At 31.0% G+C, this 12,845-nt stretch carries 14 protein-coding genes; 7 read left to right on the top strand and 7 right to left on the bottom strand.

Translation table 11 applies throughout. The features are described 5' to 3' along the window. Positions 1–6: 6 nt before the first annotated feature. The 4 genes from V8G69_RS12255 (at position 7) to V8G69_RS12240 (ending at position 3,524) form a co-directional block, all read left to right on the top strand. Positions 7–1,110 carry a DUF2891 domain-containing protein gene (locus V8G69_RS12255; RefSeq protein ID WP_394882284.1) on the top strand — a complete coding sequence of 368 codons (1,104 nt, stop codon included), beginning with the start codon at positions 7–9 and terminating at the stop codon, positions 1,108–1,110. Positions 1,111–1,210: 100 nt separating this feature from the next. Further along, positions 1,211–1,951: a 5-oxoprolinase subunit PxpA gene (pxpA, locus tag V8G69_RS12250; RefSeq protein ID WP_394882283.1), complete on the top strand. Its 741-nt coding sequence runs from the start codon at positions 1,211–1,213 to the stop codon at positions 1,949–1,951. A 3-nt stretch (positions 1,952–1,954) separates the two neighbouring features. Next, positions 1,955–2,686 carry a 5-oxoprolinase subunit PxpB gene (gene pxpB / locus V8G69_RS12245; RefSeq protein WP_394882282.1) on the top strand — a complete coding sequence of 244 codons (732 nt, stop codon included), beginning with the start codon at positions 1,955–1,957 and terminating at the stop codon, positions 2,684–2,686. After that, positions 2,679–3,524, top strand: coding sequence for a biotin-dependent carboxyltransferase family protein (locus V8G69_RS12240; protein WP_394882416.1), 846 nt, complete (start codon positions 2,679–2,681; stop codon positions 3,522–3,524). Before pxpB ends, V8G69_RS12240 begins: the two co-directional genes overlap by 8 nt. A gap of 3 nt (positions 3,525–3,527) precedes the next feature. Here the strand turns inward: V8G69_RS12240 and V8G69_RS12235 are convergent, their stop codons facing one another. From V8G69_RS12235 to clpB, 6 genes are all read right to left on the bottom strand, one after another. Further along, positions 3,528–4,055, bottom strand: a complete 528-nt coding sequence (locus V8G69_RS12235) for a SixA phosphatase family protein (RefSeq protein WP_394882281.1) — start codon at positions 4,053–4,055, stop codon at positions 3,528–3,530. Between the two features lie 34 nt (positions 4,056–4,089). Beyond that, positions 4,090–4,632 carry a GNAT family N-acetyltransferase gene (locus V8G69_RS12230; protein WP_394882280.1) on the bottom strand — a complete coding sequence of 181 codons (543 nt, stop codon included), beginning with the start codon at positions 4,630–4,632 and terminating at the stop codon, positions 4,090–4,092. A gap of 6 nt (positions 4,633–4,638) precedes the next feature. Further along, positions 4,639–5,337: a purine-nucleoside phosphorylase gene (gene deoD, locus V8G69_RS12225; protein ID WP_394882279.1), complete on the bottom strand. Its 699-nt coding sequence runs from the start codon at positions 5,335–5,337 to the stop codon at positions 4,639–4,641. A 27-nt stretch (positions 5,338–5,364) separates the two neighbouring features. Then, complete coding sequence (gene deoC, locus V8G69_RS12220) at positions 5,365–6,030, bottom strand: deoxyribose-phosphate aldolase (protein ID WP_394882278.1); 666 nt, start codon at positions 6,028–6,030, stop codon at positions 5,365–5,367. Between the two features lie 179 nt (positions 6,031–6,209). Next, positions 6,210–6,872 (bottom strand): deoxyribose-phosphate aldolase, encoded by a 663-nt coding sequence (gene deoC, locus V8G69_RS12215; RefSeq protein ID WP_394882276.1) that lies wholly within the window; start codon positions 6,870–6,872, stop codon positions 6,210–6,212. Between the two features lie 305 nt (positions 6,873–7,177). Further along, positions 7,178–9,787 (bottom strand): ATP-dependent chaperone ClpB, encoded by a 2,610-nt coding sequence (gene clpB / locus V8G69_RS12210; RefSeq protein ID WP_394882275.1) that lies wholly within the window; start codon positions 9,785–9,787, stop codon positions 7,178–7,180. Between the two features lie 157 nt (positions 9,788–9,944). On the opposite strand from clpB, the gene ytxJ reads away from it, so the two are divergent. From ytxJ to ppk2, 3 genes are read left to right on the top strand one after another with little or no spacing between them, the layout of a single operon-like run. Then, a complete protein-coding gene (gene ytxJ / locus V8G69_RS12205) occupies positions 9,945–10,334 on the top strand; it encodes a bacillithiol system redox-active protein YtxJ (protein WP_394882274.1) in 390 nt (129 codons plus the stop codon). Between the two features lie 12 nt (positions 10,335–10,346). Next, complete coding sequence (locus V8G69_RS12200) at positions 10,347–10,754, top strand: gamma-glutamylcyclotransferase (protein WP_394882273.1); 408 nt, start codon at positions 10,347–10,349, stop codon at positions 10,752–10,754. Positions 10,755–10,791: 37 nt separating this feature from the next. After that, a complete protein-coding gene (gene ppk2 / locus V8G69_RS12195; RefSeq protein WP_394882272.1) occupies positions 10,792–11,592 on the top strand; it encodes a polyphosphate kinase 2 in 801 nt (266 codons plus the stop codon). 29 nt (positions 11,593–11,621) lie between these two features. On the opposite strand, the gene V8G69_RS12190 is transcribed toward ppk2, so the two are convergent. Continuing rightward, entirely contained in the window at positions 11,622–12,803 is a 1,182-nt protein-coding gene (locus V8G69_RS12190; RefSeq protein WP_394882271.1) for a hypothetical protein, read from the bottom strand. Positions 12,804–12,845 lie beyond the last annotated feature (42 nt).

Genomic DNA, 12,845 nt, shown 5'->3' with positions numbered 1-12,845 from the left:
TTTATCATGAAATACTTTATAATATTTTTTTTAATAGTTAGTTGCAACACTTCCAAAGAAGAAAAAAAAGAAGTTATTGAAATTCCAAAACCTGAAATAGTAGAAAAACCCATGCTCAATTTAGAACAAGCAAATCGTTTAGCACAATTGCCCTTACATTGTATGGAAACCGAATATCCAAATAAATTGGGTCAAACCTTAGGCAGTGATGCTGATTTAAAGTCTCCAAAAACTTTGCACCCAACATTTTATGGTTGTTTTGACTGGCATTCATCGGTTCATGGGCATTGGAGTTTGGTACGATTGTTAAAAACCTTTCCAGAATTAGAAAACGCAGAGTCTGTTAAAGAAAAACTTCTTAAAAGTATTTCAAAAGAAAACATTTTAACAGAAGTAAAATTTTTTGATGATCAGAACAATAAATCCTTTGAACGCACTTACGGTTGGGCTTGGTTATTAAAATTAGCTGAAGAGCTGCATACTTGGAATGAACCAATTGCAAGAGAGCTAGAAACTAATCTGCAGCCATTAACCAATTTAATTATAGAAAAGTATATAGAATTTTTACCAAAATTAAACTATCCATTGCGTGTAGGGACGCATCCTAATACTGCCTTTGGCTTATCGTTTGCTTTTGATTATGCTCAAACGGTAAACAATGAACCTTTAAAAACAGCTATTATAAATCGAGCTAAGTATTTTTATTCAGAAGATAAAGATTGCCCTATGTCTTGGGAACCTAGCGGAAGTGATTTTTTATCACCATGTTTGGAAGAAGCTGCATTAATGAAACGCTTGCTGCCAAAAGAAGAATTTAAAACATGGTTGGACGCGTTTTTACCTCAGTTAAAGCATCCTAATTATTCTTTGGAGGTTGGCTTGGTTTCAGATAGAACAGATGGTCAATTGGTGCATTTAGATGGTGTTAATTTTTCAAGAGCATGGAGTTTAAATAAAATATCTGAAGGACTACCAGAGTATAGTCACTTAAAGAACATTTCAAATATACATATTAATTATTCGTTGCCAAGTATTGTAGGCGATAGTTATGAAGGTGGACATTGGTTAGGTAGCTTTGCTATTTATGCATTAAGTTCTGTAAATAATTGATTAGGCACTGTAAAAACTACTTAGCTTAAGATTTATTTATATAGTTACTGATGCTTTTCTGTTGTTTCTTTGTATTTTAAGAATGGTTTTAACTGCTATAATGAATACTGAGTTTATAGATATTAATGTAGATGTTGGAGAAGGTATTAATAATGAATCCCAAATAATGCCTTATATATCATCGTGTAATATTGCTTGTGGAGGTCATGCAGGTGATTTAAAAACTATGAGACATGTTGTAATATTAGCAAAAAAGCATGGCGTTAAAATAGGAGCACACCCTTCGTATCCTAATAAGCAGAATTTTGGAAGAAAAGCTATGAATATTTCATGTGCAGCTTTATTTACTTCAATAAAAGATCAAATAGATGATTTGATGATTGTTTTAAAAGAAGAGCAAGTCAGGTTACATCATATAAAACCACACGGAGCTTTATATAACCTTGCAGCTGTTGATTCTAAAATTGCTGCAGTTATTATAGAAGTAATGAAAAGTTTTTTATTACCAATTAAATTGTATGTACCATATAATTCAGTTATTGAAAAACTGGCTATTAAAAATGATATTCCAATTATGTATGAAGCATTTGCTGATAGAAATTATAATGATGATGGTACTTTGGTTTCAAGAACTGAAAACAATGCACTAATTGATAATTCTACTCAAATGTTTGAGCATGTATTTAGGATGATTAAATTTAAAAAAGTTAGAACAATTACAAATTCAGAATTCCATATTTTGGCTGATACTTTTTGCATTCATGGAGATAATCCAAATGCTGTTGTTTTAATAAAAAACTTAACAATTCAACTAGCTGAAAATGGCATTCAATTACGTTAGAAAATGAGTTTTAATCTAATATTTAAACCTTATGGAGAACGATCAATTTTAATTGAATGGCCTTCCATAATTAGTAAACAAATATTAGAAGATATTATCAGGTTTAAAACTGCTATTGAAGAAAAAAATATTGAACCTATTGTTGAATTAAAATCAGCATATAACTCGTTATTAATTAGTTATAATTCAATTTGTAGGAATTTTGAAAATGAGGTAAAAACATTAAAGAAATTATATAAAACAACAAATTTTCAGCATGACATTCTGTCAAGAACATGGAAAATACCAGTTTGTTATGACGATATTTTTGGTATTGATTTAGATGAAATGTCTAAGGCAAAAGGCTTATCAAAAAATGAGATTATTAAAAGACATTCAGAAACAAAATATACCGTTTATTTTATTGGGTTCTTACCTGGATTTTTATATTTAGGCGGTTTAAATGAGAGTTTATTTACTCCCAGAAAATCTACACCAAGGTTAGAAATTGAAAAAGGTGCTGTTGGAATTGGAGGTAATCAAACAGGAATTTATCCTAGTGAAAGTCCGGGTGGATGGAACATTATTGGGAATTCTCCAATCCCTTTTTTTGATGTAACTAAAGGCATTCCTTGTTTTGCTAAGCCAGGAGACAAAATTACTTTTCAATCAATTACACAAAAAGAACATAAAGGCATTAAACTTTTAGTTGATGCAGGAGTTTATCAAATAGAAAGTGAGGTAATTGATGGTTGAGGTTTTGAAAGTTGGGCTTTATGATTCTATTCAAGATTTAGGTCGTGTTGGCTATCAACAATATGGCGTACCATATTCTGGAGTCATGGATTATTATGCAGCGTCACTTGCAAATAGTCTATTAGGTAATGATGTCAATGATGCTGTTATGGAAATTACTATGACAGGTCCAAAACTTAAGTTTCATTGTAATACAACTATCTGTATTTCTGGAGCAAACATGTCACCAAAGTTAAATGAATCTGTTATCGAAAATAATAAAGTCATTCTGATTAGGAAAGATGATGTTTTATCTTTTGGAAATAGTAATAATGGATTTAGAAGTTATTTAGCTGTTTTTGGGGGATTTCAAACAGAAAAAGTATTTGATAGTAAAAGTATGTATCAAGGTATTACAAAGTCGTTTAAAATTGATAAAAATGATTTGTTGCCAATTTCAGAAAACGCACTATTTAGTAAAAAGAATGCTTCAATTAAACTTAATACTTCTTACATCCATTCAAAAGTCATAAATGTTTTTAAAGGACCAGAGTTTGATCAACTTTCTGAAATTCATCAAAAACAATTGTTTTCTCAACAATTTACAATTTCAAAAAACAATAACAGGATGGCATATCAGCTTGAAGAAGTCTTTTCGAATGATTTAGAGCCAATAATAACTTCTCTTGTGCTTCCGGGAACTGTTCAATTAACGCCATCGGGAAGACTTATTATTTTGATGAGAGATTGCCAAACAACTGGAGGTTATCCCAGAGTATTTCAATTAGAAGAAAAATCGTTAGATATTATAGCTCAGAAATTTTCAGGTCAACGAATTAAATTTCAATTAATAAGTTAAAATCTATTGATTGATATATAAAAGCACATCTGAAATGCTATCACCAAAAACAGTTACTATATATAAATTTGAATTATTGTTATCTTTAATTTCATTGTATTTTTTGTGTCCTAAAACAGAATTCACAAAATCTGGTGTTGTATTACTATGTCCAACGACCAGAACATTCTTACTTTGAGTTGTTTTTAAAAAATTCGAAATATCTATTGTTTTCGAATCATAAATGCTAAGTTCTAAATTGTTTTTTGTAGCCGTTGGTTGAGCAGTTTCTTTTGTTCTATTGTAATCTGTAGAATAAACAGCATCAAACTTTACATTTTTTAAGACTTCGTTCCAATGTTCTGCTCTTTGTTTCCCTGCTTCTGTTAGATGAGGATTTTTGTTTGCAGCATCACTTCTGTCTTTTTCTGCATGTCTAATAAAATAATAGGTTGATACTATTTTAGCATTTGATTCAGAAGATTTTTCTTGATTTATGCATGATGCCAAAGCAAAAACAAACACGAAAACGACTATTTTAAAGTTCTTCATAATGATATTTTAACAGTTATTCAAAAATTAAATTTTACTTAATAGGCTTATACATAAGATATATTCCTCTGAAATTATCCTGCAATAATTCAAAATCTAATTGTCGTTTAGTTAAAGTTTCAAAGCCATTTTTTTTGTAAAACTTAAGAGCTCTATCCTTGGACGACATGGCCTCAAGCCATATATAGTCCATTCCTCTTTCTTTGGATTTTTGTTCAATCCAATTCATTAATTTTTGAGAAAGCCCAGTTCCTTGAGATTCTTGGCTTAAATAAATTCTGTGTAAATAGGTTGCAGATTTATCTGGAAATTGCTCTAATGATTTATTGAAAACAAACCGTATAAATCCTTCAATTTGATTTTTATAAATAACAAAATAATAGTGAGCTAGATTTTCATCTAGTTCTTCGGTGAAATTTTTTAAGCCATAGCAACGGTTTAGATACCAGTTACAATCCTCATTTTTCCAAAGATATTTATACTCAGTTGGATATATTTTCCAAGCCAAAGCCATTAATTTTTTTTGATCTTTAATGGTAACCTTAATGAGTTGTATATTATCTGATATTGAAATCATTAAAAATTAAGCGAGTTCTAAAGCAATCTCAATCATGCCTTTAAAAGTAGTTTCTCTTTCTAAAGTTGTAGTTCTTTCTCCTGTAACCAAAGAATCTGAAATAGTTAAAATACTTAAAGCATTTACATTATGTTTTGCTGCAATGGTATAAAGGCCAGCACTTTCCATTTCAACGCATAATACACCAAATTTCGACCACTTTTTATAAGATTCAAAATCGTCTGCGTAAAACTCATCAGAGGTGAATATGTTCCCAGCTTTTATTGTAATGTCTTTAGATTTTGCTGCTTCTACAGCTTTTTGAAATAATTCAAAACTTGCTGTAGGAGCAAAGTCGGCACCACCAAAACGCAATTCATTAATACCTGAATTGGAAGAGGCAGCCATTGCCAAAACGATATCCCTGATTTTAATATGCGCTTGATAAGAACCTGCACTACCAACACGGATTAAGTTTTTAACACCATATTCTGTAATAAGTTCGTGAGTATAAATAGAAATACTAGGAACTCCCATTCCTGTGCCCATTACTGAAACAGGTTTTCCTTTATATGTACCCGTAAACCCTAACATGCCTCTTACTTTGTTGAAACAAACTGGATTTTCAAAAAAGGTTTCTGCTATCCATTTAGCTCTCAAAGGATCTCCTGGTAATAAAATGGTTTCTGCAATATCTCCTTTTTTTGCTTCTATATGTACGCTCATGATTTGTTAAATTAAGTGGAAAATTTATTAGTAATTTGAATTGGAAGTTTCACCTTTTATGATTGCTATTCCTGAAGATGTTCCCAGCCTTTCTGCGCCCAGATTTATATAATCTAAGGCTGTTTTAGAATCTTTAATGCCACCTGACGCCTTTATTTTTGTTGTATTTTTAGCGACACTTTTCATAAGTTTAATGTCTTCAAAAGAAGCGCCTCTTGTGCCAAAACCAGTTGAGGTTTTTATAAAGTCTGCACCGCCTTGTATGGCAAGTTCACTAGCTTTTATAATTTCACTTTCATCAAGATAACAGGTTTCTAAAATAACTTTCAAAGTGTTGTTCGGCATAACGTTTTTAACAGCTTCAACATCTTTCCAAACGCTATCGAAATCCTTGTTTTTTAAATAGCCAATATTCATTACCATGTCAATTTCATCAGCACCGTCATTTAATGCCGATTTAGCTTCGTAAGCTTTAGCTTTTGTGGACATAGCTCCTAAAGGAAATCCTATAACACAGCATACTTTAACATTGGAGTTTTTTAATTGGTCTTTTGCTAAACTTGCATAACAACTGTTAACACAAACCGAAAAAAATTGGTAGGTTTTAGCTTCTTCACAAAGTTTAATGATGTCTTCTTTTGTAGCGGTGGCTTTTAATAGTGTGTGGTCTATATAGTTATTTAAAGATTTCATTTTAATGTTTTAATAGGTTAAAGTTAAGCTTATTTTATTTGAATAAAAACAGTTTTAAGGTGTAATTTAGCTTCATTAAAATTTAGAAGCTATAAGACAAATTGCATGTTGCAATGAAACAAAAGAAGAGGCTATATTTTTGTATAGCCTCTTCTTTTGTTATTATAAAATAATATCTGTTATGATATCTCTGTAACTAATTGAGCTTTTGTTATTTTTATTTCTGTGGTAGCTGCAATTCTATCAACACCTAAATTGATATATTTTAGTGCCGTTTCAAAATTGTTGATTCCTCCTGAAGCCACAATTTTGAGATCGTCTTTTACAGTTTTCTTAATAATTTTCACAGCAGTAAATGTAGCACCGCTATTTGAAAATCCAGTTGAGGTTTTTATATAATCTGCTTTTGCATCCATAGAGATTTCGCAGGCTTTTATAATTTCATTTTTTGATAATTCACTTATCTCAATAATAACTTTTAATGGCTTATTATCAATAGCTATTTTTACATCTATAATGTCTTTTAGAAGGGCTAAATAGTTTTTACTTTTTAGGAAGCCAATGTTAATGACCATTTCTATTTCATCAGCACCATTTTCGACCGCCTTTTTTGCTTCAAATGCTTTTGATTGAGTTGACATGGCACCTAAAGGAAACCCAACAACAGTACAGATCTTTACTGGAGTTTTGTCTAATAATTGCTTTGCTAAAGGGACATAACAGCTGTTAACACAAACTGAATGATAATTGTTATTTAGAGCATCATTACATAGGTTAACAATATCGCGCTCGGTTGTTGTAGAATTAAGAAGTGTAAAATCTAGGAATGCGTTGATATCCATATTACAAGTAGGTTTTTTAGTTAATTTGTTTTAAACAATAAATTTGGAGAGGGAAACGATAACTTCAATTCTTCGACGAAAGGTTGAATTTAATCGATGAACAAAGTTAGCAATTTTATTTATATAGATAATGCAAAAAGTGTTTTTTTTATTGTTTTGATGATTGTATTTAACATAAAATTTAACAAAAAAAGCAATGCTTATCTTCTTTAATTGCTAAAGATCTGATTCACATTGCTTTTAACTAACCAACCAATAATAAGACTGTTTTATATATTAATTGTTACAGTTATTATGAAAGTCTATTATATTTCATTAGATATTAAATTGGCCTGGTTTCTAAAAACCAATTTATCATCAAAGGCGTCTAAAAGAATGACACTATCTGTAGTCACTTTTCCAGCTAAAATTTCTTTACTTAATTCATTCAAAACTTCTTTTTGAATAACTCTTTTTACTGGTCTTGCGCCATATTCTGGGTTATATCCTTTTGCTGCTAAATAGTTTATTGCTTCATTTGTTGCATCAAAAGTGATTCCTTGTTTTGCAATCATTTTTGTTAAGCCTTTTATTTGCAATTCAACAATATCAATGATGTTTTCTTTTGATAATGGCGTAAACATTATGGTATCGTCAATTCTATTTAAAAACTCGGGTCTGACCGTTTGTTTTAACAATCCTAAAACATCCACTTTTGCAGCTTCAATAGCAGAATCTATATCTTTTGTAGATTCAAATCGTTCATGAATTAAATGACTTCCTAAGTTTGATGTCATGATTACAATTGAATTTTTAAAATCTGCTACACGACCTTTGTTATCTGTCAATCTACCTTCGTCTAATACTTGTAATAAAATATTAAAAGTATCAGGATGCGCTTTTTCTATTTCATCTAAAAGAATGACTGAGTAGGGTTTTCTTCTTATAGCTTCTGTTAATTGTCCACCTTCATCATATCCTATATATCCAGGAGGCGCACCTACCAATCTGCTTACAGCATGACGTTCCTGATATTCGCTCATATCAATTCTGGTCATCGCATTTTCATCATCAAAAAGATAATCGGCTAATGCTTTTGCCAGTTCAGTTTTACCAACACCGGTTGTTCCTAAAAACAGGAACGTACCAATGGGTTTTTGAGGATTTTGCAAACCTGCACGACTTCGTCTTACCGCATCACTAACGGCAATAATGGCTTCGTCTTGTCCAATAACGCGTTTATGTAATTCTTCTTCAAGTTTCAATAGTTTTTCACGTTCGCTCTGAATCATTTTAACTACCGGAATTCCTGTCCATTTTGCTACCACTTCGGCAATATCATCATAGGTTACTTCTTCTTTAATAAGAGAATTACCAGATTGATTTTTTTGCAATTCTTTTTGAAGTTCTTCTAGTTTTTCCTGAGCTTCTTTTATTTTTCCGTATCGTAATTCTGCAACTTTACCATAATCGCCATCACGTTCTGCACGTTCTGCTTCTATTTTATAGTTTTCAATTTCGAGTTTAGTTACTTGAATATTGTCTACAACTTCTTTTTCGCTTTTCCATTTGGCATATATTTCATTGCGCTCTTCTTTTAAGTTAGCTAAATCTGAACTTAATGCTTTTAGTTTTACTTCATCTTTTTCACGTTTAATAGCTTCAATTTCAATTTCCAGTTGCATGATTTTTCTATCCAAAACATCAAGTTCTTCTGGTTTGGAATTGATTTCCATACGCAATTTTGAAGCAGCTTCGTCCATTAAGTCAATGGCTTTATCTGGAAGAAACCTGTTGGTTATGTACCTTTGGGAAAGTTCAACAGCTCCAATAATGGCTTCATCTTTAATTCTAACCTTATGGTGGGTTTCATACTTTTCTTTGATACCACGTAAAATTGAAATGGCACTTTCTGTATCTGGCTCATAAACCATTACTTTTTGAAAACGACGTTCTAAAGCTTTATCTTTTTCAAAATATTTTTGATACTCGTCTAAAGTTGTTGCACCTATTGCACGTAATTCGCCTCTTGCAAGGGCTGGTTTTAAAATGTTTGCGGCGTCCATGGCTCCTTGACCACCACCAGCGCCGACAAGTGTATGAATTTCATCAATGAATAAAACAATGTCTCCTTCACTGTTGGTTACTTCTTTAATAACAGCTTTTAAACGCTCTTCAAATTCGCCTTTATATTTTGCACCAGCAATTAATGCGCCCATATCTAAAGCAAAAATTTGTTTGTCTTTTAAGTTTTCAGGCACATCGCCATCTACAATTCTGTGCGCTAAACCTTCGGCAATTGCTGTTTTACCAGTGCCAGGTTCACCAACCAAAATAGGATTGTTTTTTGTTCTTCGAGATAAAATTTGTAGTATACGTCTTATTTCTTCATCTCTGCCAATTACAGGATCTAACTTGCCATCTTTAGCAAGCTGGTTTAAATTTTTGGCATACTTGTTAAGTGCATTATAAGTTTCTTCTTGACTTTGAGAGGTTACATTTTCTCCTTTTCGAATTTCTTCAATAGCAGTTTGAAGGGTTTTTTCAGTAACACCTTGGTCTTTTAGCATTTGGGCTATTTTACTGTTTGATTTAAAAACGGCCAAAATTAAATGCTCAACAGAAACAAAGTCATCTTTCATTTTTTTAGCAATAATTGATGCTTCGTTTAAGGTTTTACCAGCTTCTCTTGAAAACATAATGTCGCCTCCAGAAACTTTAGCGAAACTTTCAAGTTGCTTATTTAAAGCTTGTTCTAATATGTTAATATTGACATTCAATTTTTTCAAAATGAATGGAAGTACATTTTCATCAACTTCAAAAATAGCTTTAAAAATATGCTCGTTTTCTATTTGTTGATGACCGAAGCTTTGAGCAAGTTGTTGAGCTTGCTGAATAGCTTCTTGCGATTTTATTGTAAAATTATTAAGGTTCATATCTATTTTATTTTTTTTCTTTACAATTAAATTCTCAATAATCTTACCAACGGAAATTTAAAGACAAAAAGTCAGATGAAGTTGCTAAAAATAAGACTTTTAGTCAGATGTAAGATTTGAAAATTAATACGACTTAAATCACATTAAATTACAAAATATGGGATTACTTAACAAGCTATTTAACAGTTCCTCTGAAAATAAAGATGAAAAAGAATTACCTTGGAACATATTAACATCGTTGAGTCAATTAGGTGACATTAAAGAAAAATCATTATTAAAAACTCAATTGATATTTAAGCATTCAACGCGTTGTGGAGTTAGCAGAATGGTGAAGAATCAGTTTTTGAAAGACTATGATTTTACCGAAAAAGATTTTGATTTATATTATTTAGATTTAATAGAGTACAGAGCTATTTCAAATGAAATAGCCCAAACATTTCATGTTTATCACGAATCACCACAATTATTGGTAATAAAAAATGGTACAGCTGTAGCTAATAAAAGTCATGGTGCTATAAATGATTTAGACTTAAAAGGATATCTTTAATTTGTTGCTCAAATGAATTCAGATTACCTATTTGTTTATGGAACCTTGCTAAAAGATTTTGACAGTTATATGTCGAAATTTTTAGAGAGAAATTCCGATTTCATTGGAGCAGGTTATTTTTATGGTCAACTATTTGAAGTTTCTTGGTATCCAGCAGCAATTTTGAGTTCTGATTCAGCAGAAAAGGTTTTTGGGCATGTTTTTAAAATTCCTGAAAACGAAAAGACCTTCAAAATTTTAGATGATTATGAAGGAATTGGCGATAATTCAGAATATCCCAATGAATATAAAAGAGATCTCATTGATGCATATCTAAATTCTGGAGAAATCTTAAAAGCTTGGGTTTATACTTATAATCAGCCTACCAATCATTTAAAAAGAATAGTTTCAGGAGATTACTTAAATAAGGAAGATATTTAATTGTAACTTTTTTAAGGTTTTTTATTAACTTGTGCGAATGAAAGCACCAAATAAAGACGCATCGAAAAACAATCCATTTGATTATGAAAAAGAGCTAATCAAATTGCATGAAGAACTGGTTCATTTACAAGAATGGGTAAAAAAGCAAGGATTAAAAGTAGTAATCATTTTTGAAGGCAGAGATGCTTCTGGTAAAGGTGGAACAATAAAACGTTTTACAGAGCCACTAAATCCTCGTGTATGTAAAGTTGTAGCGTTGGGCATGCCAACTGAAAGGGAAAAAACACAATGGTATTTTCAACGATATGTTCCTTATTTGCCAGCAGCAGGAGAGATAGTGCTTTTTGATAGAAGTTGGTACAACAGGGCAGGAGTAGAAAAGGTTATGGGTTTTTGTACTGAAGACGAGTATCATGAGTTTTTACGTTCATGCCCGGAATTTGAACGAATGTTAGTAAGGTCTGGAACTATTGTTTTAAAATACTGGTTTTCTGTAAGCGATGAAGAACAGGAAAAACGTTTCAAAAACAGGATAAGCAATCCATTAAAACGTTGGAAATTTAGCCCGATGGATTTAGAATCGCGTTCCAGGTGGTTAGAGTACTCAAAAGCTAAAGACAATATGTTTGCACATACAGATACTAAACAAGTGCCTTGGTTTGTTGTAAATGCAGATAATAAGAAAAAGGCTCGCTTAAATTGCATTAGCCATGTTTTGAGCCAGATACCTTATGATAAAATGGATTTGAATCCTATTAAATTGCCAGATTTGCCTGACTACAAAGCCTATGTGCGTCCGCCAATGAATTACCAAACCTTTGTTCCTGAAAAATATTAAGTTTCAAAAATTAGAAACAAATAAATTTTTTAGTTTCTAGGTCGATAAGAGTTTATAATCTTTTTAAGTTTTAGTTTTAAATCCTCACCAGTATCATAAACCATTTGCTCATTTGTTGGAAATGGAATTCTTCTATTATTCAATAAATTCAAATCTTCTTTTGTAAGGGCTCTTTTATCGCCTCTAAAAGCAGCATAAATATTGTTGAAAACAAATTCACTATCAATTGAAAACGTGTCAACTAATTGATTTGATTTTAAATCTACATAAACAACGCTGCCTATAACCTGAGTTGATTTTAATTGTGTGAATTCTGAAAATCTAGCTTTTACCCTTATAATTTTATCTATTTTGATATCATTACCTAAGCTGTCTTTCATAACATTACCTTTGCCATCTAGCTTATACTTCCAACCATCAACAATATCTCGCTCTCTTAATATTTCTCTTTCTTTGATTTGTTCTGGTGAAATATTAATACGTTTTAATTGTAAGGTCATAGCATAATCATACTCTAAATTTGGGTCTTGAGAAGCATGATAAACTGTCCAAAATTGATTTAATCCATAAGTATTAAAATTCAACAAATCGTCTTCCAATCTGCTAGGAATGATTTGATTTGTTTGATTTTCTATATTAACAATTACATAATTTGTGCCTCTAAAATGAGCTTCTTCAATAAATTCTCTGGTTTTTTCATAATTTGGGTTAATTGATTCTATGTAACTAAAGGTGTTGTAAGCTTCTCTAATTGTAGCTTTAGAATCTGAATCTATTAAAGCGATACCTTTTTCATATAAATAATCTGAGGTTTTATTTCGGGTATCTAAAATATCATCACCATAATCATTGAATTTGAAATTAACAGTTTTACTATTTATCTGTAATGGCATAAACGGTTTAATGGACTCCTGCCTTGAATTTAAGCTTATATAAGTCTCATAAATTTTTTGATGATATTCAGGGTTATTATCTTTTTTTAAAAATTTAATATTGTTTAAATCTCTATCAACTGCTTTATAATAGGCATCATGAAGCATTAAAATATAGTCTTCTTTACTCTTTTTGCTTTTATTGGTTTCAAGTTTGTCTAAAGCATCAGAAATGGCTTTATCATAATTACCAGAATTTATTGACTTTTCGACTTGCTTTCTAGTACTGCATGCTAATAATGTTGTAAAAATAGTTGCTATAAGTAGTAGTTTTTTCATATGCTTATATTTTGGGTTTTACTTCTAAAATTCAATTTTAAT

The sequence above is a fragment of the Gaetbulibacter sp. M235 genome (genome assembly GCF_043876835.1).
Taxonomy (GTDB): Bacteria; Bacteroidota; Bacteroidia; order Flavobacteriales; family Flavobacteriaceae; genus Yeosuana.
Note: the sequence above shows the minus strand (reverse complement) of the source record. Positions and strands in the feature narration are given on the sequence as shown.

Excerpts from the sequence above, each read along its gene's own strand:
- V8G69_RS12255 (WP_394882284.1), top strand. The coding sequence starts at position 7 with ATGAAATACTTTATAATATTTTTTTTAATAGTTAGTTGCAACACTTCC.
- pxpA (WP_394882283.1), top strand. The coding sequence starts at position 1,211 with ATGAATACTGAGTTTATAGATATTAATGTAGATGTTGGAGAAGGTATT.
- pxpB (WP_394882282.1), top strand. The coding sequence starts at position 1,955 with ATGAGTTTTAATCTAATATTTAAACCTTATGGAGAACGATCAATTTTA.
- V8G69_RS12240 (WP_394882416.1), top strand. The coding sequence starts at position 2,679 with ATGGTTGAGGTTTTGAAAGTTGGGCTTTATGATTCTATTCAAGATTTA.
- V8G69_RS12235 (WP_394882281.1), bottom strand. The coding sequence starts at position 4,055 with ATGAAGAACTTTAAAATAGTCGTTTTCGTGTTTGTTTTTGCTTTGGCA.
- V8G69_RS12230 (WP_394882280.1), bottom strand. The coding sequence starts at position 4,632 with ATGATTTCAATATCAGATAATATACAACTCATTAAGGTTACCATTAAA.
- deoD (WP_394882279.1), bottom strand. The coding sequence starts at position 5,337 with ATGAGCGTACATATAGAAGCAAAAAAAGGAGATATTGCAGAAACCATT.
- deoC (WP_394882278.1), bottom strand. The coding sequence starts at position 6,030 with ATGAAATCTTTAAATAACTATATAGACCACACACTATTAAAAGCCACC.
- deoC (WP_394882276.1), bottom strand. The coding sequence starts at position 6,872 with ATGGATATCAACGCATTCCTAGATTTTACACTTCTTAATTCTACAACA.
- clpB (WP_394882275.1), bottom strand. The coding sequence starts at position 9,787 with ATGAACCTTAATAATTTTACAATAAAATCGCAAGAAGCTATTCAGCAA.
- ytxJ (WP_394882274.1), top strand. The coding sequence starts at position 9,945 with ATGGGATTACTTAACAAGCTATTTAACAGTTCCTCTGAAAATAAAGAT.
- V8G69_RS12200 (WP_394882273.1), top strand. The coding sequence starts at position 10,347 with ATGAATTCAGATTACCTATTTGTTTATGGAACCTTGCTAAAAGATTTT.
- ppk2 (WP_394882272.1), top strand. The coding sequence starts at position 10,792 with ATGAAAGCACCAAATAAAGACGCATCGAAAAACAATCCATTTGATTAT.
- V8G69_RS12190 (WP_394882271.1), bottom strand. The coding sequence starts at position 12,803 with ATGAAAAAACTACTACTTATAGCAACTATTTTTACAACATTATTAGCA.